The 23,157-nt window shown below is 48.4% G+C and carries 31 protein-coding genes; 16 read left to right on the top strand and 15 right to left on the bottom strand.

The features are described 5' to 3' along the window. Nucleotides 1–2 precede the first annotated feature (2 nt). Nucleotides 3–1,145 carry a CgeB family protein gene (locus QUE65_RS01500; RefSeq protein ID WP_286281396.1) on the top strand — a complete coding sequence of 381 codons (1,143 nt, stop codon included), beginning with the start codon at nucleotides 3–5 and terminating at the stop codon, nucleotides 1,143–1,145. A 200-nt stretch (nucleotides 1,146–1,345) separates the two neighbouring features. Next, the gene (locus tag QUE65_RS01495) at nucleotides 1,346–1,783 is read left to right on the top strand and encodes a rubrerythrin family protein (RefSeq protein ID WP_108507821.1); all 438 of its coding nucleotides are present in this window, start codon (nucleotides 1,346–1,348) and stop codon (nucleotides 1,781–1,783) included. Nucleotides 1,784–1,882: 99 nt separating this feature from the next. Here QUE65_RS01495 and QUE65_RS01490 read toward each other — a convergent pair whose 3' ends face one another. From QUE65_RS01490 to QUE65_RS01465, 6 genes are all read right to left on the bottom strand, one after another. Beyond that, nucleotides 1,883–2,191 carry a high-potential iron-sulfur protein gene (locus QUE65_RS01490; RefSeq protein WP_215371349.1) on the bottom strand — a complete coding sequence of 103 codons (309 nt, stop codon included), beginning with the start codon at nucleotides 2,189–2,191 and terminating at the stop codon, nucleotides 1,883–1,885. Between the two features lie 133 nt (nucleotides 2,192–2,324). Continuing rightward, nucleotides 2,325–3,089, bottom strand: coding sequence for a GTP cyclohydrolase I (gene folE, locus QUE65_RS01485; RefSeq protein ID WP_286281394.1), 765 nt, complete (start codon nucleotides 3,087–3,089; stop codon nucleotides 2,325–2,327). A gap of 27 nt (nucleotides 3,090–3,116) precedes the next feature. Continuing rightward, nucleotides 3,117–3,506: an MAPEG family protein gene (locus QUE65_RS01480; protein WP_286281392.1), complete on the bottom strand. Its 390-nt coding sequence runs from the start codon at nucleotides 3,504–3,506 to the stop codon at nucleotides 3,117–3,119. A 34-nt stretch (nucleotides 3,507–3,540) separates the two neighbouring features. Next, nucleotides 3,541–4,158, bottom strand: coding sequence for a glycerol-3-phosphate 1-O-acyltransferase PlsY (gene plsY / locus QUE65_RS01475; RefSeq protein WP_286281391.1), 618 nt, complete (start codon nucleotides 4,156–4,158; stop codon nucleotides 3,541–3,543). Nucleotides 4,159–4,180: 22 nt separating this feature from the next. After that, on the bottom strand, nucleotides 4,181–5,086 hold the full coding sequence (gene xerD / locus QUE65_RS01470) for a site-specific tyrosine recombinase XerD (protein WP_286281390.1): 906 nt from the start codon (nucleotides 5,084–5,086) through the stop codon (nucleotides 4,181–4,183). A 3-nt stretch (nucleotides 5,087–5,089) separates the two neighbouring features. Next, nucleotides 5,090–5,575 (bottom strand): YajQ family cyclic di-GMP-binding protein, encoded by a 486-nt coding sequence (locus QUE65_RS01465; RefSeq protein WP_286281389.1) that lies wholly within the window; start codon nucleotides 5,573–5,575, stop codon nucleotides 5,090–5,092. 91 nt (nucleotides 5,576–5,666) lie between these two features. On the opposite strand from QUE65_RS01465, the gene murB reads away from it, so the two are divergent. After that, nucleotides 5,667–6,701 carry a UDP-N-acetylmuramate dehydrogenase gene (murB, locus tag QUE65_RS01460; protein ID WP_286281387.1) on the top strand — a complete coding sequence of 345 codons (1,035 nt, stop codon included), beginning with the start codon at nucleotides 5,667–5,669 and terminating at the stop codon, nucleotides 6,699–6,701. A gap of 54 nt (nucleotides 6,702–6,755) precedes the next feature. Here the strand turns inward: murB and xseA are convergent, their stop codons facing one another. Next, nucleotides 6,756–7,955, bottom strand: coding sequence for an exodeoxyribonuclease VII large subunit (gene xseA, locus QUE65_RS01455; RefSeq protein ID WP_286281386.1), 1,200 nt, complete (start codon nucleotides 7,953–7,955; stop codon nucleotides 6,756–6,758). Nucleotides 7,956–8,307: 352 nt separating this feature from the next. Between xseA and QUE65_RS01450 the strand changes: the two genes are divergently transcribed. The 6 genes from QUE65_RS01450 (at nucleotide 8,308) to adk (ending at nucleotide 12,295) form a co-directional block, all read left to right on the top strand. Beyond that, nucleotides 8,308–8,979, top strand: coding sequence for a MotA/TolQ/ExbB proton channel family protein (locus tag QUE65_RS01450; RefSeq protein ID WP_286281385.1), 672 nt, complete (start codon nucleotides 8,308–8,310; stop codon nucleotides 8,977–8,979). Continuing rightward, nucleotides 8,976–9,440 (top strand): ExbD/TolR family protein, encoded by a 465-nt coding sequence (locus tag QUE65_RS01445; RefSeq protein WP_286281384.1) that lies wholly within the window; start codon nucleotides 8,976–8,978, stop codon nucleotides 9,438–9,440. The genes QUE65_RS01450 and QUE65_RS01445 overlap by 4 nt, the downstream gene beginning before the upstream one ends. Then, nucleotides 9,440–10,555: a tetraacyldisaccharide 4'-kinase gene (gene lpxK / locus QUE65_RS01440; RefSeq protein ID WP_286281382.1), complete on the top strand. Its 1,116-nt coding sequence runs from the start codon at nucleotides 9,440–9,442 to the stop codon at nucleotides 10,553–10,555. The genes QUE65_RS01445 and lpxK overlap by 1 nt, the downstream gene beginning before the upstream one ends. Before the next feature lie 53 nt (nucleotides 10,556–10,608). Beyond that, nucleotides 10,609–10,800: a Trm112 family protein gene (locus QUE65_RS01435; RefSeq protein WP_286282382.1), complete on the top strand. Its 192-nt coding sequence runs from the start codon at nucleotides 10,609–10,611 to the stop codon at nucleotides 10,798–10,800. 9 nt (nucleotides 10,801–10,809) lie between these two features. Beyond that, the gene (gene kdsB, locus QUE65_RS01430) at nucleotides 10,810–11,538 is read left to right on the top strand and encodes a 3-deoxy-manno-octulosonate cytidylyltransferase (RefSeq protein ID WP_286281381.1); all 729 of its coding nucleotides are present in this window, start codon (nucleotides 10,810–10,812) and stop codon (nucleotides 11,536–11,538) included. A 94-nt stretch (nucleotides 11,539–11,632) separates the two neighbouring features. Continuing rightward, nucleotides 11,633–12,295, top strand: a complete 663-nt coding sequence (gene adk, locus QUE65_RS01425) for an adenylate kinase (protein ID WP_286281380.1) — start codon at nucleotides 11,633–11,635, stop codon at nucleotides 12,293–12,295. A 3-nt stretch (nucleotides 12,296–12,298) separates the two neighbouring features. Here the strand turns inward: adk and nrdR are convergent, their stop codons facing one another. Both nrdR and glyA read right to left on the bottom strand, forming a co-directional pair. Continuing rightward, entirely contained in the window at nucleotides 12,299–12,745 is a 447-nt protein-coding gene (gene nrdR / locus QUE65_RS01420; RefSeq protein WP_108507803.1) for a transcriptional regulator NrdR, read from the bottom strand. A gap of 5 nt (nucleotides 12,746–12,750) precedes the next feature. Beyond that, complete coding sequence (gene glyA / locus QUE65_RS01415; RefSeq protein WP_286281368.1) at nucleotides 12,751–13,998, bottom strand: serine hydroxymethyltransferase; 1,248 nt, start codon at nucleotides 13,996–13,998, stop codon at nucleotides 12,751–12,753. A 104-nt stretch (nucleotides 13,999–14,102) separates the two neighbouring features. On the opposite strand from glyA, the gene tolQ reads away from it, so the two are divergent. The 7 genes from tolQ to queC all read left to right on the top strand — a co-directional run bounded on the left by tolQ (nucleotide 14,103) and on the right by queC (nucleotide 19,430). After that, on the top strand, nucleotides 14,103–14,777 hold the full coding sequence (tolQ, locus tag QUE65_RS01410) for a protein TolQ (protein WP_286281366.1): 675 nt from the start codon (nucleotides 14,103–14,105) through the stop codon (nucleotides 14,775–14,777). 5 nt (nucleotides 14,778–14,782) lie between these two features. Then, nucleotides 14,783–15,205, top strand: coding sequence for a protein TolR (gene tolR / locus QUE65_RS01405; protein ID WP_286281364.1), 423 nt, complete (start codon nucleotides 14,783–14,785; stop codon nucleotides 15,203–15,205). Between the two features lie 12 nt (nucleotides 15,206–15,217). Further along, nucleotides 15,218–15,994, top strand: a complete 777-nt coding sequence (gene tolA, locus QUE65_RS01400) for a cell envelope integrity protein TolA (protein WP_286281362.1) — start codon at nucleotides 15,218–15,220, stop codon at nucleotides 15,992–15,994. Between the two features lie 35 nt (nucleotides 15,995–16,029). Next, nucleotides 16,030–17,328, top strand: a complete 1,299-nt coding sequence (gene tolB, locus QUE65_RS01395) for a Tol-Pal system beta propeller repeat protein TolB (protein ID WP_458574760.1) — start codon at nucleotides 16,030–16,032, stop codon at nucleotides 17,326–17,328. 92 nt (nucleotides 17,329–17,420) lie between these two features. Further along, nucleotides 17,421–17,930, top strand: coding sequence for a peptidoglycan-associated lipoprotein Pal (pal, locus tag QUE65_RS01390; protein WP_286281361.1), 510 nt, complete (start codon nucleotides 17,421–17,423; stop codon nucleotides 17,928–17,930). 12 nt (nucleotides 17,931–17,942) lie between these two features. Next, entirely contained in the window at nucleotides 17,943–18,662 is a 720-nt protein-coding gene (gene ybgF, locus QUE65_RS01385; RefSeq protein ID WP_286281360.1) for a tol-pal system protein YbgF, read from the top strand. Between the two features lie 90 nt (nucleotides 18,663–18,752). Then, a complete protein-coding gene (gene queC, locus QUE65_RS01380) occupies nucleotides 18,753–19,430 on the top strand; it encodes a 7-cyano-7-deazaguanine synthase QueC (protein ID WP_286282379.1) in 678 nt (225 codons plus the stop codon). Here queC and QUE65_RS01375 read toward each other — a convergent pair. From QUE65_RS01375 to QUE65_RS01350, 6 genes are read right to left on the bottom strand one after another with little or no spacing between them, the layout of a single operon-like run. Further along, the gene (locus tag QUE65_RS01375; RefSeq protein ID WP_286281359.1) at nucleotides 19,427–20,047 is read right to left on the bottom strand and encodes a riboflavin synthase; all 621 of its coding nucleotides are present in this window, start codon (nucleotides 20,045–20,047) and stop codon (nucleotides 19,427–19,429) included. The two genes, queC and QUE65_RS01375, sit on opposite strands and share 4 nt — an antisense overlap. A gap of 36 nt (nucleotides 20,048–20,083) precedes the next feature. Further along, the gene (gene ribD, locus QUE65_RS01370; protein WP_286281357.1) at nucleotides 20,084–21,205 is read right to left on the bottom strand and encodes a bifunctional diaminohydroxyphosphoribosylaminopyrimidine deaminase/5-amino-6-(5-phosphoribosylamino)uracil reductase RibD; all 1,122 of its coding nucleotides are present in this window, start codon (nucleotides 21,203–21,205) and stop codon (nucleotides 20,084–20,086) included. Between the two features lie 48 nt (nucleotides 21,206–21,253). Beyond that, a complete protein-coding gene (locus QUE65_RS01365) occupies nucleotides 21,254–21,835 on the bottom strand; it encodes a GspH/FimT family pseudopilin (protein WP_286281355.1) in 582 nt (193 codons plus the stop codon). After that, nucleotides 21,828–22,226: a hypothetical protein gene (locus QUE65_RS01360; protein ID WP_286281353.1), complete on the bottom strand. Its 399-nt coding sequence runs from the start codon at nucleotides 22,224–22,226 to the stop codon at nucleotides 21,828–21,830. The genes QUE65_RS01365 and QUE65_RS01360 overlap by 8 nt, the downstream gene beginning before the upstream one ends. A 14-nt stretch (nucleotides 22,227–22,240) precedes the next feature. Then, nucleotides 22,241–22,891 (bottom strand): hypothetical protein, encoded by a 651-nt coding sequence (locus tag QUE65_RS01355; protein WP_286281352.1) that lies wholly within the window; start codon nucleotides 22,889–22,891, stop codon nucleotides 22,241–22,243. Further along, nucleotides 22,888–23,130, bottom strand: coding sequence for a hypothetical protein (locus QUE65_RS01350; protein WP_286281351.1), 243 nt, complete (start codon nucleotides 23,128–23,130; stop codon nucleotides 22,888–22,890). Before QUE65_RS01350 ends, QUE65_RS01355 begins: the two co-directional genes overlap by 4 nt. Nucleotides 23,131–23,157: the final 27 nt, after the last annotated feature.

The following is a 23,157-nucleotide window of genomic DNA, read 5'->3' as shown; positions in this document are numbered from 1 at the left end:
TCATGCATGATCTTTTCTTAGGGCGATTTCAAGTTCTTGGTCGACTTAAACCAGTACACTTCAATAAAACATCGTTAACTATGCCACGCGTTCTCATTGTCTACCAATCCAAACCCGACATTGTTTCGGGGCTCACGCGTGGCCTGCAAAATCAAGGTACGCAGGTGCTGCACTTCATGGCCGATCAACACCATCATTGGGTGGATAAATACGTATTTCACACCATCAATAAATGGGCCCATAATTTGCGTATTCTTAAAAAGGGACGCTTTTGGTTTACTGAACACAAACTCAATCATTGGAATTACCTCAATCATAAGCTAGTAGAGGTCTTTCACAAAACTCGCCCGAACTTCGTTTTTTTTATTCACGGTATTCATTATTCGGATAAGACGCTCGCACAGATTACTTGCCCAACGATCGGCTGGCTGGTTGACCCGGTGACCGATCCAAAGCGTCTGTGGCAATTTGCCAATCGATTGGATTGGTATTTTTCATACAGTCAAACTGCGATATCTGCCCTCAATCAATTAGGCTACACCAAGACAAGTTACCTCTCGCATGCCGTTGATCATCAGCAGTTTTATCCTTTGGGGATTACTCAAAAATCAATTGATATTGCGTTTGTCGGTAAACACTCTAAGCATCGCGAGCAATTTATTTTGGCTGCCCTGGCGGTCACGAAAAAAGTAAGCGTCTACGGCTCGCGCTGGATTGCACCGACATTCAAACGCCCTGCCCTATTTTTTGCGATCAAAGGCTCTCAGTGCTATGGAGAAAAGCTCAATCAACTCTATAACAACTCCAAGATGGTACTAAGCATCATTGCCAAACCCCAAGCGGTTAGTCGTCTTGAGAGTGGCATCAATATGCGCCCCTATGAAGTATTGGCCACCGGCGCCCTTCTTCTGTCCGACCAATACGAAGAGCTACAAGCGGAATTGCGTCATGGACACAACCTGATCCTCTTTAACTCGGTGGACGAGTTCAAGACGGTATTGGTTCAACTACTCCAAAATCCCGATCAAATTGCCACCATTGCTGCCAATGGTCGGGCGTTTATCGAAAATCGTTTTTCTTACGATGCGATGGCAAAAACCATTCTTGATCGGTTTTCTGCGCTTGAGACTAAGCCCTCCCAATAGGGTAATCTTCGGGTAAGCCCCTGTAACGATTAAGCTTTTCTATCTATTGTCAAAATCGTTAAATTTTACCTATAGCTACTATATAAAAATACCATCAAATTAGCGCCTAATTTGCCGATAATTTTCATGTGAAAAGTGTTTCTTACCCAGAAATTGCTTTTCCTCTGTATTTTTAACATGTTGATTATTAAGGAGATATTATGGCTAAGTCGGTAAAAGGTACCAAGACTGAACAGTCGTTAAAAGAAGCGTTTGCAGGTGAGTCCCAAGCAAATCGTCGTTATTTGTATTTCGCGAACCAGGCTGACATCGCTGGTGCGAACGATGTAGCAGCAGTATTTCGCTCTACCGCTGAAGGTGAAACTGGCCACGCCCATGGTCATATGGAATATTTAATCAATGGTGGTGCTGGCGAGCCAGGTACTGGCATGCCAGCCAAGACCGTTGCTGAGGCTCTCCAAGCAGCGATTGCTGGTGAGACCCATGAGTACACCGATATGTACCCAGGCATGGCTAAAACTGCCCGTGAAGAGGGCTTTGACGAGATTGCTGATTGGTTTGAAACTTTGGCAAAGGCTGAGCGCAGCCACGCCAACAAGTTCACCAAGACGCTCGAAGCACACTTGGCAAATTCCTAATCAGTCGTTTTTTAGGAAAAGAAAATGGCGCTCAGTTGAGCGCCATTTTTATTCGGTTCAACATCAGAAAGATGTTGAAGCTCTTAGTAAGTTAGGTGATTAGCCCTTCTTTGCCCAAGCCGAGCACCAGCCTGCAGCGGCCACTTGCTTGCCAGCAAAGAGACTGCAACCACCAGCGGCAGCACCAGCTTTAGCTTGATACAACGCACAATTGTCGCAGCGCTGAGTATTGGCGTGCTTAGGATACTTCTTGGTGTCTACCTTAGTGGTATCAGCTTTGTAACCCAAGGCTTGTGCTTGTGGATCGGTCTCAGCAACCATGGCTTGGGCTTGAGCCAAGTTATTGAGAGATAAGGTTGCTGCACCGGCAGCAGACATAATCAAAAATTGACGACGTGTGTTTTTCATGGATTCTCCGTGTTCGTAAAAACTGCAGATGGCATCTTAAAACATAAATCATTACTCATCGTAGTGTTTTATAAGTGACTGATTTAATTGATTATTTAAGTGAGAATGATTCTCAAATCATCAAAAGTAGTGACTATTGCTTACCCTGCTGCTTATCCATGAGTGCCAAAAATTCGCGCCGTAAGTTGGCATCCTTTAAAAATGAGCCGCGCATCACGCTATTGACCATCTTGGAATTAAGATCCTTCACGCCACGCCATTGCATGCAAAAGTGATCGGCTTCCATGACGAGCGCGAGTCCCGTGGGCTTCATTTTTTCTTCAAGGATATTGGCAAGCTCCACCACCGCCTCCTCCTGAATTTGCGGCCGGCACATCACCCACTCGGTAATGCGGGCGTACTTGGATAATCCAATCAGTGCCGTTTGCTTGTCCGGCAGGACCCCAATCCACACGCGCCCCATGATCGGACACAAATGGTGCGAGCACGCGCTCTTGACCGCAATGGGTCCAATAATCATGAGTTCATTTAAGCGACTGACATTCGGAAAACGTGTAAGACTCGGTTGCGGTGTGTAGCGCCCCGTAAATACTTCATTAACATACATCTTAGCAACGCGATACGCAGTACCACGCGTATTGTGATCACTCTCCGTATCAATCACCAAACTCTCGAGCACCTCTTGGAGCTTGCTCGCCACTTCATCAATCAAACCATCGATCTCACCAGGTTCAATGAACTGCGCAATATTGTCATTCGCATGAAAGCGTGCTTTTTTCGCTTGAATGCGCCTGCGAATGACTTGCGACAGTGGAACGCCCTCGTCGCTTTTGCGACTTTTACGAGGAGTTGGTTTAGTACTCACTTTGGATGGTGTTCGTTTTGTGGTGCGAGGCATGAATGATTTGGGCTGCTAGGTGCTAAGCTAAATTTGAAAGAATAAGGCTACTGTACACGCAAACCCAACGAGCCACACGAAGGTGCGCAGGTTCGCCCAGTCCATCACATAGCAAGCAATATAGGCTACGCGAGCTAAAAGATAGCCAATAGCCAACACATCTATGCGCGCTTGGGGCGCTTGCAAAATCATGGTGATTGCAATCGCAACATAGAAAAAAGGGAGGGACTCAAAGGTATTGGCTTGCGCTGCATTCGCACGCGCGCGCAATCCCGTTTGTTTGGCAAGCCACTCGCGCGGCTGGTTGTTGTCATAGGGATCGCTTGCAGAGTTCTCAGTGGGGCCAAATTTGGCAATACCCGCAGCAATGATGGGTAAAAATCCGGCGAGAATGACGCAGACGATGGCGATGGTCATGATTGATTATTTATTGTGCGTTGATTTTGATTCACTACTTTTTACTCAGGCGCGTCTCCGTGCCGTTTAAAAGATTTCGAATATTACTGCGATGGCGATAAATGAGGAGCGCACTCATCATGACAATGGCTAATCCCATAGGTTGTGCGCCAAAGAGAAAGGTGAAATAAATCGGTGCAAAAACCGCGGCACATAAGGCGGCTAAAGACGAGTAGCGCATAAAGACCGCCACAATGAGCCAGGTTCCTAAGGTGGCCAAGCCCAAAGCCCAATTGATTGCAAATAAGATCCCTGCGGCTGTGGCCACACCTTTGCCCCCCTTAAAGCGATGAAAGATCGGATAGAGGTGTCCGATAAAGACGGCGATCGCCACTAGTCCTAAGAGAATATTGACGCTCTTCTGGCTAGGGTCCCCCAAGACTAGGCGTGCGAGGGTCACTGCCAACCACCCTTTTGCACCATCACCGATGAGTGTAAGCGCTGCCGCTAATTTGTTACCAGTGCGCAAAACATTCGTTGCTCCTGGATTTTTGGAACCATGCGTATAGGGGTCTGGTAAACCCATCGCACGACTCACGACCACCGCAAAGGAGATTGAACCCAGCAAATATGCAACAGGGATTAACCAAAAAGATGAAATCAATAGATCCATGAATCAATACTAGCGGATTTGCTTAAGAACCACGCGGATGGTGGGTGGCGTGTAAGGATTTGAGACGCTCGCGGGCCACATGAGTATAAATTTGGGTGGTGGAGATATCCGCGTGCCCCAACAAGAGTTGCACCACGCGCAAATCAGCGCCATGATTTAAGAGATGGGTGGCAAAGGCATGGCGCAGAGTATGAGGTGAGAGCGCCACTTGAATGCCAGCCAGACTCGCATAGCGTTTAATGATGAACCAAAAAGCCTGACGGGTTAAACCACTTCCCGTGCGACGCCCCACAAAAACCTCTTGGCAATTTTTTCCTTCTAAAAGAATGGGTCGCGCTTCTTGCAGATACTTTCGCAACCACTGTCCCGCTTCTCCACCAAAAGGCACAATCCGCTCTTTACCACCCTTGCCATTGACCACTCGTACCACTCCCTCATTGAGTCCCAACGATACGGTTTTGAGTGACACAATTTCTGAGACTCGCAAGCCGCTCGCATACATCAGCTCGAGCATGGTGCGATCGCGTAATCCCAAGGGCTCCTCAATGTTGGGGGCATTGAGTAGCGCAATCACCTGATCTTCACTCAAGACCTTCGGAAACCGCTGCGCTTGCTTAGCCGCTCGTAACTTCGCACAAGGATCCTCTTTGACATATCCAAGCCGCAATGCATGGCGATAAAAGCGCTTGAAGACCGTGAGACGCCGATTAGCAGTGGTGGCTTTATCGCTCCGCTTGGCCGCCATGTAGGCGGTGAGATCCCCTTCCTTTACTTCAAAGAGATCGGTGGCATTCTTTTGCTTGCCCAACCAAGTGGCAAATAAAGTGAGATCACGCCGATAGGCGCTTAGCGTATTTTTAGAAAGGCCATCTTCAAGCCAACAGGCATCGCAAAATTGATCAATCGCGTTTTGAGATGCCAAAACCACAAATTAGTCGCGAAAATTATTAAACGCCAAAGGGGCTTCGCTCGCTTCTTTTCGAAGCAGAGCCATTGCGGTTTGCAAATCATCGCGCTTGGCGCCGGTTACACGCACCGCATCCCCCTGAATACTCGCTTGCACTTTGATCTTGCTGTCTTTGATGATGCGCACAATCTTTTTAGCAAGTTCTTGCTCGATACCTTTTAAAAGTTTCATGGTTTGCTTACGCTTATCGCCTGACATCGTCTCGGTCTTATCGTCTTTTAAAAATCGTACGTCCACATTGCGTTTAGCCATTTTGCTAAAGAGCACATCGCGCACTTGCCCTAATTTAAAGTCGTCATCAGCAAACAAAATCAGTTCAGTATCTTTTTGCTCAACGCGCGCGTCCGAGCCTTTAAAGTCAAAGCGGTTCGTAATTTCTTTATTGGCTTGCTCGACGGCATTTTTGAGCTCAACGACATTGGGTTCGCACACAGTATCAAATGACGGCATTTACCTCTCCAAACAAATGTTGTAATCATGGCGGTTTTGCTATTTTTAGACCAATTTCGTTCTTCCTGCAAAACCCGAATAAGATTGTGGCATGAACTTTGATTGCAAGCCACTGGCCAATTACCCACTGCGAGAGCGCAATACCTTAGGCTTTGATGTGGTGGCCCAGTGGGCTTTGCCCATTCCCCAAGCTGAGCAAATCCCAGTTGCGATTCGCTGGGCCAAAAATGCGGGGTTGCCCCATCGCGTTCTTGGGGGAGGTAGCAACGTTGTATTACCCGCCCAACTGCCAGGACTTACCCTCCTCATGGATATCGACTTCATCGAGGTTCTTGAGAATCTCGCTGCGAAGACAAGGTTGCGGGTAGGAGCCGGAACGAACTGGCATGCCTTCGTTCGCTGGACCCTCGATCATAGCTTTTTAGGTCTGGAAAACCTCGCCTTAATTCCAGGCACGGTCGGAGCGGCCCCTATCCAAAATATTGGTGCCTATGGGGTTGAGGTGAAAGAGTACATCGATACGGTGGAAGCCTATGATTGCCAAACCAATCAGTGGGTCACTTTATCGAGAACAGATTGCCGATTTTCGTATCGGCACAGTGTTTTTAAAGATGAACCAAATCGCTTTGTGATTACAGCGGTGATTTTTGATCTTCCCAAAGTATGGCAACCGCGTATCTCATACGCCGATCTGACAAACTATTTCGCCAATCGCGCAGTCGATGCGATTACTGCTCCTGCAATCTTTGATGCAGTGTATGCAATCCGTACTCAAAAGTTACCAGATCCCAAGGTGATTGGTAATGTCGGTAGTTTTTTTCAAAATCCTGTAATTTCTAATCAACAGTTGCAATCTCTCAAAGGGCAATTTCCACGGATTGTGAGTTATCCAGAATCGGCGACCCATAGCAAGCTTGCCGCTGGATGGCTCATCGATCAATGCGGCTTTAAAGCGATGCAAATGGGTAATGTGGGAGTTCACGACAAACAAGCTCTAGTGCTTACCCATCGTGGTGGTGGCAATGCAGGAGAACTACTTGGGCTTGCGGGACAGATTCAGAAAAAGGTGAAAGAGACCTTTGGGGTGGAATTGACCGTCGAGCCAATGATTTACTCAGAGCAGTAATTCAAGCCGCAAGTAATTCGCAGGGCGTAATTTTTCTTTTCATTTTTTTAATGATTACTTACTTGGTTTATCGAATCTAGTTGCAACCTCACCGCTTGCCAGTTTAATGATGTAATCCTCATCCTCTCGAATATCACTGGGTAGCCGTGCGGCCTTTTGATTCTCATCCAAAATCACTGCATAACCCCGCTCGAGCGTGCGTTGCGGATTGAGGGTTTCGAGTTGGGATAGCCAATGTGCTTGATTGCGTTTTAGGTTCTCTAGATAAACGCGTACGCCTTGAGACAAGCGTTGCTGCCATTGCCCAATTTGCTCGCGCATGCGCTCCGGGTTTGGCAAAGCGTGCTTCAGTTTCAGACTAATTTGATCAAGCGTTTGGGCTTCGCGCTCAAGGCGCTGCTCCAGACGCTGAGTGATCGTGTCTTGATAGCTCTTCAGCTCTTGTAAAAGTTGCTCTCGTTTTGGGGTCGCTAATTCAGCAGCACCGGTTGGCGTTGGGGCTCGCAAGTCCGCCACAAAATCGGCGATCGTGAAATCGGTTTCATGGCCCACCCCGCTGATGATTGGTATGTCTGAGCTGGCAATGGTGTGCGCCAGTTGCTCGTCATTAAAAGCCCATAGGTCCTCAATGCTGCCACCGCCCCGCACGAGGAGAATCACCTCGGCTAAGCCATCATCATTGGCCTTCTGAATGGCTTTGATGATCCCAGCAGACGCATCCGCACCCTGCACTAGAGTTGGATAGATAAAGATCGGAATTTGTGGCGCACGACGCGCTAAGGTGGTCAGCACATCTTTCAAGGCTGCGGCTTGCGTTGAGGTCACAATTGCAATTGCCTTGGGATGAGATGGAATTGCGCGTTTACGCTCCTCGTCAAATAAGCCCGCCTTCGCCAACTTATCTTTGAGTTTCAGAAACGCTTCATAAAGACCGCCTAGACCTGCTTTACGCAATGCATGGATGGTTAGTTGCACATCACCGCGGGGCACATACATGCTGACCGAGGCACTGACCTCCACTTGATCCCCAGATTGGGGCATAAATCCAACTTGCAAATTTTTTCCCCGAAACATCACGCAGCGAATCTGACCCTCTTCATCTTTGAGTGAGAAATACCAGTGCCCGCTGTCATAAGCTTTGAAGTTCGAAACCTCCCCGCTAACCATGACAAACTCAAATTGTTCGGTCAAAGACTCAGCAATGGCGCGGTTTAGATCGCCAACGCTCAGGATCGGCCTTGATTTTTCCGTCATCAAAGCGTCACCTTCCTGTAACTATATGGGCTTGCGGGTCGCGACATATCCACAAGGCTTGACTGACCGAAATAGTAAGAAAGTTAGTAAATACTCGCTCTTTATGGATGTCGTATTCATCCAACAGTGAAATTGTAAGTAATTGATTTAAATGCATATTTTTATCATTTGAATGGACCGATCTTCAAGCATAAATCAAGGACTTACACCACCCATCAAGGACTTAGAGCGGTATTTGCATAAAGTTTTACACAGAGTTATCCACAAGCCGACATGAAAGCCCATAGTTAGCTGCAACTGATTTACGGGATGAAATAGGGTCACCCGTTTTTGGGGGCTTTTCTGAATTTGCATGAAAATACCATTCATGTATTCCATCTTAATCGCAGCTGGCTGGCCCATCTGGCCGCTCCTTGCCATATCCATCCTCGGCTTAGCCATTTTGCTTGAACGCAGCTGGTATTTGCGTAAAGCCCACATTGTTCGCAAACAGTCGATTGAAGAGGCGTTTGCCGCCACCCCAACCTTAGCGAATGACCCCAATTTTCTCAATCAGCTCTCTGGCTCCTCCCCGATTGGCGGCCTATTAGCTGGAGTATTGCGTGAGCATGCCCTGGGGCACTCGGCCGAGGTTGCGATTGAAGAGCTTCAGATCCTTGCGCAAAACCTCTGGATGAAATTAGATCGCTATTTAGGAGCGCTCGCCACAATTGCTACCGTCGCACCCCTTCTGGGTCTCTTTGGCACCGTGGTGGGTATGATCGAGATCTTTGGCAGCCAAGGTGGCACGATTGGTAGTGTAGTGAATGCTGCCAGCGTTGGGGCGACTAATCCTCAGCAATTGGCGCACGGCATCTCGATTGCGCTCTATAACACCGCGTTTGGTCTTTTAATTGCAATTCCAGCCTTGGCTGGATGGCGGATCTTGCGAGCAGTTGCCGATCAACGCCAGCGTGAGTGCGAGGAATGCACCCGGCAGTTGTTTAAGAAGTTGTATCCAAAATCGGCTTCGTCATCTTCATGAGTTGGCTAGACACTTCGCACAAAAGCTCCTCTCGCTTTGGCATCCATTTGGGTCGCTCATCCCGCTCCTTCTCTTATGCCGAACCAGAAATTAATCTCATTGCCTTCATCGATGTCCTCTTAGTCATTCTGATTTTTTTGATGATTTCTACTACGTTTACCAAGTTTCAAGAAATTGCGATTACCCTGCCAACGGCCTCTGGTGTCGAGACGGTCGATTCGGCGCGTGAGATCAATATCGCGGTGAGTAGCGATGGTCGCTTTGCCCTAAATGGCAAGGTTATGAATCGCTCTCAGTTGGGGAGTGCTCTCAAGCAAATGAACACCACTCCTGAGCAAAACCTACGCATTAGCATCGATGCCGACGCCCGCGCTCCGCATCAAGCCGTGATGACCGTATTGGAGCTGGCGCGTGATGCGGGTCTACCCAATATCGCTTTTAGTAGTCAAGCAAAAAAATAATGCTGTTTAAGACTTCACCGCGCTTTTGGGAAAAATCTTCATTTTCTCAATCGCCTATTCGAGCGATTGTCGATCGATTTGTCAGCGTTGTTTTGCTTCCGTTCGCATGGATCTATGGCCTCATGGTTTGGATCAAGCGGTTGATCGTGGACTCTGGGCTATTGCATACCCTTGGGATCTATCGCGCCGCGCCAGTGCCGATCATCATCGTGGGTAATATTCGGGTGGGGGGCACGGGGAAAACGCCGCTCGTGATTGCGCTTGCCAATGAATTGGTCGAACGAGGCTTTAAACCTGGAGTGATTAGTCGTGGCTATCAACCCAATACTCGATCATTACTTGCGCAACCTACAGCCGTTAATCGGAACAGCAATCCCAACGAAGTTGGCGATGAACCATTACTCATGTCGCAACGCATTCATGATTCTGTACCCATTTGGGTCTATCGCAAACGTAAGGCCTGTATAGATGCGCTCCTGCAAGCCCATTCCGAGGTCAATGTCATCATCAGTGACGATGGCTTACAGCACGCCGCTTTAGTGCGTTGGCCTGCGCGTGAGGGCGGGTGTGATTTGGAATTGGTTGTTGAGGATAAGCGTGGGGATGGCAATGGCAGGCTCTTACCTGCCGGGCCATTACGCGAGAGTGCTAAGCGCGAACGCGATGCGACCATCACCATAAGCGAATCCCCTACACAGAGCGAGCCTTTTCCTAGTTCTCGCAAACTGCAACTCAGCCCAATCATCGATAGTGCCTATCCATTGCATCGCCCCAATGAGCCCATCACCTTTACACAAATGCTTAGTCGCTTGGTCGGATTAAAAGTGGGGGCACTTGCAGCAATTGGCAATCCAAAAAAGTTTTTTGATGCGCTCGTCAAGCTTGGTGTCCATATTGATCAAACTCTGGCATTACCTGATCACACGCCAGTTCGCGATAACGATCTCAAGACGCTTGCGGTGGATCTCATCCTGATCACCGAAAAAGACGCAGTTAAATGCTCAGATATTGAGGATTCTCGCGTCTGGGTGATTCCGATGCGCTTAGAACTCCCATTGGAGTTCAGTCGTTGGGTGGAAGAGGTCATTACGCGGCCCAATCCTTATCTCAAATAATCCGACATCTTGGGCTATGATGAGCACATAGTGATGATTGAGGCCCTCCGATGATGAATAGAAATTTACTCGATATTGTGGTTTGCCCTATTTGCAAGAGCTCACTGCATTTGGATGAAGATAAACACGAACTCATTTGCAAAGTCGATAAGCTTGCCTACCTAATTCGCGACGACATTCCGGTGATGCTGGTTGATGAAGCGCGCAGTCTCAGCCCTGAAGAAGCTAGTGCACTCTCTAAATAATTTGTCGCGATGACCGTCTTTACTGTTGTAATCCCTGCGCGCTTAGCCTCCTCACGACTTGAACGCAAAGCACTCGCAGACCTTGGTGGTAAACCGATGGTCGTACGCGTGGCCGAGCGCGCCGCACAATCCAAAGCAAAACAAATTTTGGTTGCTACCGATGCCGTTGAAATTGAGTCAGCCTGCCAAGCGGCGGGGTTAACCGTCCTCATGACTCGTACCGATCACCCCAGTGGCACCGATCGGATTGCAGAAGTTGCGTCTCGCTTAGGGTTAGATGATGAGGCTCTCATTGTGAATGTGCAAGGCGATGAACCGTTAATTCCGGTGGAACTCATCAATCAAGTGGCTGACACACTGGCAGCAAACTCCGAATGCGTGATGAGCACTGCAGCCGTAGCTATTCAGAATGCTGAGGAAATTACCAATACCAATGCGGTCAAGGTGGTTCTCAATCAACGCCATGAGGCGCTGTACTTCTCTCGAGCAGCGGTACCCTACGATCGCACTCAATCGTCACCCACTTACTACCGCCACATTGGTATTTATGCATACCGCGTTGCTTTTCTAAAAAAATACGCACAACTTACAAGCTCGCCATTAGAGGTGGCCGAGTCCCTAGAGCAGTTGCGCGTGCTATGGCACGGCTATCGCATCGCGGTTCATCTCACATCCGTATTGCCCCCAGCTGGTGTAGACACCCCAGAAGATCTCGCGCGCGTTCGCGCCCTCTTTTAAGGGATTTCGCTAAGAAACATCCCCTAATAAATCTGCCCTAACTCAGGGCAATCAATTAGACTATAGGGAATGAAAAAACGAGATAGGGGATAACATGCGCTTAATTTTGCTGGGTGCTCCAGGTGCGGGCAAGGGAACGCAAGCCCAATTTATTTGTGAAAAGTTTGGAATCCCACAAATCTCAACTGGCGATATGCTGCGCGCCGCCGTTAAAGCAGGCACTCCCCTCGGAATGGCTGCCAAGAAAATTATGGATGCCGGTGGTCTGGTCTCCGATGACATCATTATTGGCCTTGTCAAAGATCGCCTAACTCAACCCGATTGCCACAAAGGCTACCTCTTTGATGGTTTTCCTAGAACCATTCCACAAGCACAAGCCATGAGAGATGCGGCCGTGCCGATTGACTATGTCCTTGAAATCGATGTGCCCTTTGAGGCAATTATTGAGCGTATGAGTGGTCGCCGTGTGCACCCTGCTTCGGGTCGTACGTATCACGTCAAATTTAATCCTCCAAAAGTCGATGGCAAAGATGATGTGACGGGTGAGCCCCTCATACAGCGTGATGATGATCAAGAGGCAACCGTTAAGAAACGTCTACAGGTCTACACCGATCAAACACGCCCTCTCGTAGACTACTACTCAAAGTGGGCAAGTGAGCCAGCAAGTGCTGGGGTTAAAGCACCTGCTTATCGCAAGGTATCCGGTACAGGTTCGGTGGACGACATTACCAAAGCCATCTTCGCGGCACTTCAGTAATTTTTATTTGAGCTCCTTGAGAGCACTCTCAAACGACTCAAGATCCGCAAAGCTACGATAGACCGATGCAAAGCGGATGTAGGCGACTTTATCTAAGCGTTTGAGCTCACGCATTACCAGTTCACCAACCCGCTCGCTGGGGATTTCTTTTTCACCAGAGGCCATCAGTTTTTCTTCGATGCGTCCGATCGCATCATCGACCGCATCGGAGGAAACGGGGCGTTTACGTAGCGCTAAGCGAATTGAGCTGACTAACTTTTCATGACTGTACTCAACACGACTGCCATTTTTTTTCACAATGGCAGGCAGACTTAACTCAGCCCGCTCGTAAGTTGTAAAGCGCTTATCGCAGGAAGCGCAGCGCCTGCGACGTCTTACCGAATCGCCCTCGTCCGATACCCGAGTATCCATTACCTGGGTATCGTCGCTGTGGCAAAACGGGCAGCGCATAAACGTTAATTTCCGTAAACAGGAAAGCGTTTAGTAAGGGCATTGACCTGCTCTCGGACCTTCGCCAAATGATTAGCATCGTTTGGATGGTCCAGCACGTCGGCAATGAGTTGCCCCACTTGCCTAGCTTCTGCCTCCCTAAAACCTCGCGTGGTCATTGCCGGTGAACCTAATCGAATACCACTTGTCACCATGGGTTTTTCAGGATCATTCGGAATTGCATTTTTGTTCACTGTAATGTGCGCAGCGCCTAACGCGGCTTCGGCTTCCTTACCAGTAATTTTCTTGGCACGCAAATCGACAAGCATCACATGCGATTCGGTTTTGCCCGAGACAATCCTTAGACCCCGCTCAATCAATGAATTTGCTAAGGCTTGCGCATTGGCAATCACTTGCTTTTGGTAATCCTTAAAGCTAGGCTCCAGCGCTTCTTTAAATGCAACTGCTTTTGCCGCAATCACATGCATCAAGGGGCCGCCTTGCATACCTGGAAATACTGCTGAGTTAATCGCTTTCTCATGCTCAGCCTTCATGAGAATAATGCCGCCGCGTGGACCGCGTAGACTCTTGTGCGTGGTTGAGGTCACGACATCCGCATACGGCACTGGATTAGGGTATACGCCCGCAGCGATCAAACCTGCGTAATGCGCCATATCCACCATAAAAATCGCACCAATCTCTTTGGCAACTTTTGCAAAGCGCTCAAAATCGATTTGCAATGAGTAAGCGGATGCACCAGCAATGATGAGTTTTGGTTTCTTTTCGCGGGCAAGACGCTCCATTTGCTCGTAATCGATCGCTTCGTTTTGATCTAGGCCGTAAGAGATGGCGTTAAACCACTTGCCACTCATATTGAGTGCCATACCGTGGGAGAGATGACCACCTTCGGCAAGGCTCATACCCATAAACGTATCACCAGGCTTTAAAAAGGCCAAGAAAACGGCTTGATTAGCTGATGCTCCGCAATGGGGCTGTACATTCGCCGCATCAGCTCCAAATAATTTCTTGACCCGATCGATCGCCAATTGCTCGGCCACATCAACAAACTCGCAACCACCGTAATAGCGCTTGCCGGGGTAGCCTTCGGCGTATTTATTGGTCAACTGGGAGCCTTGAGCGGCCATCACTGCCGGTGAGGTGTAGTTTTCAGAGGCAATAAGCTCGATGTGCTCTTCCTGACGGCGATTCTCGTTTTGGATGCTAGCCCATAACTCGGGGTCAATATGCGATAAAGTGTGTTGACGATCAAACATGGTGGATTCCTAATTAATCACATAACAATAACAAAGTACGGCAGTCAAACTGAGGCAATCGTGCAAGGATTGGCTAAAATTACCCTCCATAATACAAAGTCCTTATGAACCCTACTCAAGACCTTTCTATTCTCTCCCTGGTTCTCAATGCCAGCATCCTGGTCCAGGCTGTGATGGTATTGCTCTTGAGCCTGTCGATAGCCTCTTGGACCATTATTTTTCGTAAAGGCTCGATTCTGGGTGGCGTGCGTCGAGAGACTGAACGTTTTGAGCGAAATTTTTGGGCTGGCGGTGATCTGTATAACTTGTTTGAGGTTGCGCAACGAAAAATGGCCAGCGCCGACAGCGCCGGAAATGCTGCTGTTCTCGAAAGAATCTTTGCAGCTGGAATGAAAGAGTTCTTAAAGGCGAAGGAAATCGATGCGGCACGTCGCGCCATGAAAGCAGCCTATCAACGCGAGATGGATCGTTTGGAGGCGAATCTACCCTTTTTAGCTTCGGTTGGTTCAGTCTCCCCCTACATTGGTTTACTTGGAACGGTTTGGGGCATCATGCACGCCTTCCGAGGTTTGGCTAATGTTCAACAAGCCACTCTTGCATCTGTTGCCCCAGGCATTGCAGAGGCGCTGGTCGCAACTGCAATTGGTTTATTTGCAGCTATCCCAGCAGTGGTTGCCTATAACCGCTACTCGACCGATATTGATCGCCTCTCGATGCATTTTGAATCGTTTGTCGAAGAGTTCACCAATATTTTGCAACGCCAGGGCGCTCGCCTCTAAAGTCTATGGCTAGTCGCTCATCCTTTCGCTCATCCCGTCGGAAAGCGATTGCGGATATCAATGTCGTTCCCTACATCGATGTGATGTTGGTGTTGTTAGTCATCTTTATGGTGACCGCACCCCTAGTAAACCCCGGCGTTGTCAATCTACCTACCGTTGGTGGCGCCAAAGTGCAAGCCTTACCCCCTGTCTTTATTACGATCGGTGCTAATGAAGCCATTACGATTCGCAAAGAGGGTGAATCCGCACAAACGATTTCCAAACTAGAGCTTGGTGCCTTTGCTCGCTCTCAAGCCGAAAAGTCTGCTGAGCAACCAGTCGTTCTAGCCGCCGACAAATCCATTAAATACGAAGTAGTGATGGATGTGATGTCCCGCTTGAAGGAAAACGGTGTGAAGCGCGTGGGATTGGCAGTTCGTAGTCAATAATGATGGGTAAGAATGAGTAGCGCGACTCTTCATACCTCGCGGCAGTTTCATGCGCAGCGCGAGCCAGGAACTACAAAAGCGTTCGTGCTCTCCCTAGGTGCGCATCTTTTTCTAATTGCTCTGCTGACTCTGGGGATTCATTGGAAAACCAGCTCAAGTCCAGCTGGCGTTGAAGTGGAGCTCTGGGACGCGAGTGTTCCACCCCCAAGCATTACCCCTATCCCTAAAGTTGAGGTGAAACCAGAAGCCGCTGAAATCGTGATCAAGAAAACGAAACCGCCGCCCGAGCCTCCCAAAGAGGTAGTGAAAAAACCTGAGCCTAAGCCTGAGAAGAAAGCAGAAACAAAACCGGCTGAGAAAAAAATTGATCCCAAAGAGGATGCTGCAGCCAAAAAAGCAGCGGCTGCAGCAGAGAAAGCGCGTTTAGATCAATTGGCCCGCTTAAAAGCAGCAGCAGGCGCCGAAGGCGGCAGCGGCGGCAAAGTTGGTGATGGCCTGGGAGCGGGTGGTAACGCGCCCCCTGGTTACGCCGATCGCGTACGCAAAAAGATAAAGCCTCTCATTGTGTTCAATGCCGAATCCACCACTGGCAATCCAGCTGTAGTCGTTTTGGTGGATCTTGCTCCAGATGGCATGATTTTGAAACGAACTATTACCTCTGCGAGCACGGATCCCGCCTGGGATCGCGCGGTCTTAATTGCGATCGATCGAGCCGAGAGCCTACCGCGTGACGAAAACGGCAAAATTCCTATGCGTCAAATAAAACTGACCTTTAAACCTAAGGATTAATTTATAGGTCATTGTGAGCGGCTAGAATAATGTCCATGACATTTGAACGCATTCGTATTGCCATCCTGCTGGCATTTACTATTTTCATGGGACTGTTCGTTTCTCCCGCGAATGCTCAAATGAATATCGAGATCAAAGGCGTTGGCCAAACGCTCTATCCGATTGCGATTGCCCGGTTTAGAGATGAAGATAAATTACCGGTCAAGATTTCCGATGTGATCCGCCAAAACCTCACGCGCAGTGGCTACTTCCGAAATGTCGAACTTGGTAACGGTGTTGAGGACGATCAAGTCATTCCCAACTTTAAAACTTGGGCGGCACGTGGAGCCGATGCCTTAGCTGTCGGCTCAGTGACTCAAAAATCTCCAGGTCAATATGAGGTTCGTTACCGCTTGTATGACATACGTAAGGGCGAGAGTCTGAATGGATTGATTGTGTCTGCAAGCGAAGATAACTTGCGCCTTGCAGCCCACAAGATTTCAGATGACATCATCTTCAAACTCTTGGGGGAGCGTGGCGTATTCTCCACACGACTCTCGTACGTCATGAAAGAGGGCAAACGTTACCGCTTAGTGATCTCGGATGCCGACGGCCAAAATATGCGCAATGCGCTCAACAGTAGTGAGCCAATCATTTCGGTAGCGTGGTCACCCGATGGTCAAAAAATTGCGTATGTATCGTTTGAAGATCGTAAACCCGTAGTTTATGTACATGAACTAGTCACCGGACGTCGCATCGTTCTCTCAAATGAACGTGGTAACAACAGCGCGCCATCCTGGGCCCCAGACGGCAAGAGCCTAGCAGTTTCTCTCTCCAAAGATGGCAATACGCAAATTTATCGAGTCAATGCCGATGGCAGTAATCTGCGCCGTCTGACGCAAGGCAATACGATTGATACCGAACCGCAATTTTCACCAGACGGTAAGTTCCTTTATTTCACGAGTGATCGAGGCGGCAATCCTCAAATCTATCGCATGAGCGCTGATGGCGAACGCGGGGAACCAGCAAGACGCATCACTTTTAAACAACCGTATGCGACATCGCCACGGATCTCACCCGATGGTAAGTACTTAGCCTATATCGGCGGTGCAGGTGGTGGCTTTAAGCTCTTTTTGATGAACCTCGCCACTGGCGATAGCACACCGATGACGGATACTAGCTTTGATGAGTCACCTAGCTTTGCCGCCAATGGTCGTTACATTTTGTATTCAACCCAAGTGGGGGGCAAAAAAGTATTAGCCGCTGTTTCAGTGGATGGCTATGTCAAACAAATTTTGAGCGTTCCAGGATCGGATGTGCGTCAACCGTCTTGGGGTCCATTCATGGATCGCTAATCCACTTAAGTGATCCATAATCCAAGGCATAATATTCATTAGTTTGCAGTTCATTGGATCACAAAATTTATACTATTTTCGAGGGAGAGCGCATGAACACCACATCACCCCAACGTCGCTTCATACTAACCAGTATTTTGGGAGGTATTGGCTTGCTGAGCGCTTGCTCTTCGGGTGTTAAGTTAGATGACCTCAGCACCATGAAAACCGATGAGGCCAAAGGCAGTAATATCGCCTCTCAGCCTTGGAATGATCCGAAGAGCCCACTCTTTCAACGCAGCATCTATTTTGATTTTGATGAGTACACCATTAAACCCCAATATCAAAACATGCTACAAGCTGGGGCGGCCTTCTTAAAACAAAATCCTCAACAGAAGATCATGATCCAAGGTAATACCGATGATCGCGGTACCGCAGAGTACAACCTCGCCCTTGGTCAACGTCGCTCCGATGCCGTTCGTAAAGCATTCGCAGCGCTAGGGGTACCCGATAGTCAAATGGAGGCAGTCAGTCTTGGTAAAGAAAAGCCCAAAGCGGAGGGTAATACCGAAGCGGCATGGGCTGAAAACCGTCGTGCTGACATCATTTACATCACCAAATAAGAGTGTGATCGATTGACTGCTATCTCTAGCTATACACGCATTGCACTGACGATTTCCCTAGGTGCGTTACTTTCCAGTAATGCGTGGGCTATTTTCTCTGATGACGAAGCCCGCAAAGCAATTTTGGAAATGCGCAAATCGGTGCAAGCCTCGCAAGGTGCGATTTTGGATCTGCAAAACCAAATCGAGAAGCTACGTACGGAGAACGCTCAACTGCGTGGACAAATCGAAAGTTTGCAAAAGCAAACCGATGATCTGACCAAGAATCAAAAAACCTACTATCAAGATTTAGATAATCGACTGACTCGATTTGAGCCCCAAACCATTGAAGTGGAGGGCGTGACCGGGGTGGTGCAAGCCGGTGAGCGCTCTGCTTATGAAGAAGCGCTCAATGCGTTTCAGAACAATCAGGTCAAAAAAGCGGATTCTGATCTCACTGCATTTATTCGGAAATACCCTTCTAGCCCCTATTTACCGCTTGCACTCTTTTGGTCCGGCAATACCAAGTACGCGCTAAAGGATTACAACGGTTCAATCAATCAACTACAAACGTTGATTAGTCGCTTCCCAGGCCATCAGCGAGTGCCTGCGGCGATGTTAACCCTTGGTAATGCCAATCTTGAATCTGGTAAGAAAGCAGTAGCCAAAAAGGTACTCAGTGATTTAATCGCCAAGTACCCAGACTCTGAAGCTGCCAAAGAAGCTAAGCCGATTGTTGCCAACATCAAGTAAGTAAATCCTGGATTTCTAATTTTGGACTTTTCTGCGTTTAAGCATTCTTTTGCTTCATCACAGGCCCGCACTCCCAATAGCCCTGCGGTCATTCTGTTATCCGGCGGTTTAGACTCCACAACCATTCTGGCGCTAGCCAAACAACTCGGCTATCGCTGTTATGCCCTCTCGGTTCATTACGGCCAAAAACATTCGTCAGAGTTGGATGCTGCAAAAAGGATTGCTCAATCGTTTGGTGTTGAGCGGCATGAGGTCATTCACCTGGATCTCGCCCGCTTTGGTGGATCAGCCCTCACTGACCAGGCACTGCGCGTACCCACCGAAGGTGATCCGAAGACAACAGCAATTCCAATTACGTATGTGCCCGCTCGCAATACCATCATGCTGTCAATGGCCCTGGCCTATGCAGAATCTCTAGGAAGTATTGATGTCTTCTATGGAGCCAATGCAGTGGATTACTCTGGATATCCGGATTGCCGCCCAGAGTATGTGAAATCCTTTGAAACGATGGCGAACTTAGCAACGAAGGTTGGGGTGGAATCAAATGATCATCACCAACGATTTCGGATCCATGCGCCGATCATTTCAATGCGTAAGTCACAGATTATTCAACTAGGCCAATCTTTGGGGATTGATTACAGCCAAACGGTGTCGTGCTATCAAGCCAATGCGGAAGGGAAAGCCTGCGGCGTTTGTGAGTCCTGTCAACTTCGTAAAGCGGGATTTAAAGAAGCTGGGGTGGCTGATCCTACCCAATATCAGCTCTAACTCGAGTCTTTACCAAGCATGCGCGCCACATAGCGCGCGATTAAATCCACTTCTAAGTTCACGTGATCGCCTGCCTTGAGTTTGCCAAGTGTGGTGTGATCCAAGGTATGGGGAATGATGTTGATTTCAATGGGGCATTCGGATTGATCTTTCGATCCTGCTTGATTGACCGTGAGTGATACGCCGTTCACCACAATTGACCCTTTGTAGGCCAGATAGGGGGCCAATGATTGCGGTGCGTCGATTACCAACTTCCATGAGCCGTAGGCATCACCTTGAACAGAAGCAAATGATTGAACCGTACCAATCCCATCCACATGGCCACTGACCAAGTGGCCGCCCAAACGATCGTTAAATCGCAGAGCCTTTTCTAAATTCACAGACCCAGGCTGGCTTAATCCTGTTGTTTTCGAGATCGATTCCTCAGAAACATCCACTTCAAAGGCATTGGTTTGCATGGTCGTAACCGTCATACAGGCACCGTTGAGCGCAATGCTATCGCCAATCGCTACATCATCAAGATAGTTGTCAGGGGTTTTGACGGTTAAATGGAGGCCATCCCCTTTTGGAGTGAGATGTGTAATCTCACCAATCGCAGTAATGATTCCAGTAAACATGAATGAACTATATCAGCCTATGTGATGCTTAATCACTTAACGTCGTAATGCCCGAATTCGCAGGTCATCACCAATCAGAATGTGCTCAATAATTCGCCAAGAATCCCGTTGGGATAGCTCTTGAAGCGGCCCAATATTGACCATTCCTAAGCCCTCACCCAAAAAGCAGGATGCCTGATAGATAAGGAGCTCATCGACACAGCCTTCGCGAAGCAGTGAGCCATTTAATTTATACCCTGACTCAACATGCACCTCATTCATCTCACGCTCAGTAGCCAAATGAGCGAACAATTTAGGTAAGTCCACCTTGCCCTTCGTATTCGGAATTTGAACTACCTCAATGCCACGCGCTGCTAATTCTTTTTGAATTCTCTGTAAGTGGTTTGGCTCTGGATTAGCGCAAACGATGATGGCATTCGCATCACTCAGCACCTTGGCCCCCAATGGAATCTCCAGCTGTGAATCCACAATCACTCGCAGTGGCTGGCGCGAAGTGCTGACCTCACGTACGCTGAGCGCTGGATCATCCTCCTTCACCGTACCTACCCCCGAGAGAATGGCACATGCTTGGGCTCGCCAATGATGGCCATCTGCACGTGCTACTGGCCCTGTAATCCATTGACTCTTTCCATTGGGCAGTGCGGTACGACCATCCAGGCTCGATGCAATCTTCATGCGTACGTATGGAAGACCTTGGGTCATGCGTTTGATAAATCCAGGATTCAGTAAAGCCGCTTCATGCGCCATTAGACCAAGGTCCACCTCAATTCCATGCTTTTGTAAGCTTGCGATACCCCGCCCAGAGACCTTGGGATTGGGATCTTGCATGGCAATCACAACGCGCTTTGGCGAAAGCTGGATGAGCGCATCACAACACGGCGGTGTCCGACCGGTATGCGAACAAGGCTCAAGGGTGACATAAAACGTACTGGTAGCAAAATCAGCATCACTTGTTCCCAAGCGTCGTGCATTAGTAATCGCTTCAATCTCGGCGTGTTGGGACCCAACTTGCTGAGTAAACCCTTGGCCCAAAATTTGTTCACCCTTGGTGATCACGCAACCCACCCGTGGATTGGGATTGGAGAGATACAGCGCCTTGTTGGCCTCCTCAAGCGCCAAGGCCATCATCTGTCGATCAAATGAACTAAATTGGGTCATAGCGCTATTAAACCTGATTTATGGAATGACTAATAGAGCGGTAATCTGCTAACAATTAAGTTCCTTACGATGAAAGGACGAATTCGGATTACAGATGCGCCAGCGACCGTTTGCCGCCAAGATCACATGACGCTTCAAATCTGTATTTTTAGTATGGGCAAAGATCAAACGATTGGCAATAAAGCCACCATGTTTTGATTTGGCCGCACCTGCAGGATTAAAGCGAATCTGGCTTTGCCCAGAATGTGGATCGACAAAGCCTTTGGACTGAATCGTAATATTGGTAGGCAGAAAATACTGGGCAACAATCACTGTCGAGTCATTTGCACCAATACCCTCAACCTGCCACCCTAATTTCCAATTTGCTTCATCATCATTAGCTACTATTGGTTTCAAAAGCATGTCGTGACCTCCATAAAGCGCACGCTGCCTAGCAAACTGAGCGTGATAAATGAACTGGCGCGCCGCATGCTCGAGCTTTCGCTCATAAAACTGGGCCTGTATCTGGGGTGCTCCAATCAACAACATCATACTGATAAGTGCGATGACTACCATCAACTCCAATAAGGAATGCCCGCGTTCCCCACCCTCTCTCGAGTCAAATAAATAATGGATGTACCTCTTACTCATAGAGTATCTGCCAATTGATACGACTAAGTTGTTGGCTCGTAATTTGATAACGAAGCACACTGCGAAGACGAATACCTTGTCCCACTTCCATCTCAATCCAGCGTACCTTCGTCATTTGAGGATTATTCAAATTAGGTGTTGCAGAGTTGCCAAAGTTGCTGATCAACTTTGGTCGGCACCCTTCAAGGTCTAAAGAATTGAAGTCTATCTTTGCAGAATCGGACTCATGGATCAATAATCTTTTAAGCCGATCCTCGCAATGGGCTAGGAGCGCTTCTGCTTTCTCAAACTCGGATTGATATCGAACCTGGATTGCTTGCGATTGAATCTCAAGCGCGAGCACCGACTCTAACTGGGCAACCGTCCAAGCCAGATAGAGTAATAAACTCATCACCCAGAGCAAAATCATGGGTTATACATTCCGTGACGCTGACTGATGTAGCGCGTCTGCTCGATAACCCGTGCTGGATCATTTTGACCGATTTGAGGTTGCACCCGTAGGGTAATAGCAATTAAGCCGGTTGAGGTCCGAGAAATCTCAGGTTGATGGGTGAGCGAGTTCGCTCGCACCCAATCGATTTGTAAAGACAGAACATTATTTAGAATTTCTCCCTGATGCAATCGACCCTGACGATCAACGCTTTGACATATTAGTTTTTGAGTCCGAGAATTATGCCGATTAGGTTCCAGATAAAACCGCTGATAAGCTTGCTGTTTGATGGTTCGCTCACGCGTTAAGGAATTACCCATGCAGTCATATCCCAATTGATCTGGAATATCTTGGGTAAGCACAATTGCATCACCACTGCGAGAAGAAGACCCTTTTTGGATTTTGATTGATTCGACGGTTGCTCGATACTGCGATATCGTTGCTTGATACCCAGCGCCCTGAATCGCTCGACTAATTAACTCGAGCGAACGATCTACATTCTGCTGCTGTAAAAAACGAGTCTCGATCTGCGACTGGTAAATCAGGACCCGATGAAGCAACCAAGCGGGTGGTAAAAGCAAAATCGTACTGAGTGTAAGTGCGGTCAAACATGCCAATAGACTCATCGTTTTGATTGCGCTGAATTCTGGGACCGCTGGCTTTTTAAGCGACTTAAGTAAAACATCATTTCATGCTGATTCTTTTGACGAACCCACACCGCATGGGACTGCTCAAGTTGTATGGCCTTCATGACAAGCTTTGAATAAATCGCATGCGCGACCGTGATACTACCCACAATCAAGGTCATCGCAATTAGCAGTTCAAGTAATACGATTCCGGATTCAGATGGATGGTCATGGTTCATGGGTTTATTCCAGAAGTGGCTGATCCC

This window comes from Polynucleobacter sp. HIN8, from assembly GCF_030297615.1.
Lineage (GTDB): Bacteria > Pseudomonadota > Gammaproteobacteria > Burkholderiales > Burkholderiaceae > Polynucleobacter.
The sequence above is the reverse complement of the archived record's forward strand: the minus strand, read 5'-3'. Positions and strand labels throughout refer to the sequence as shown.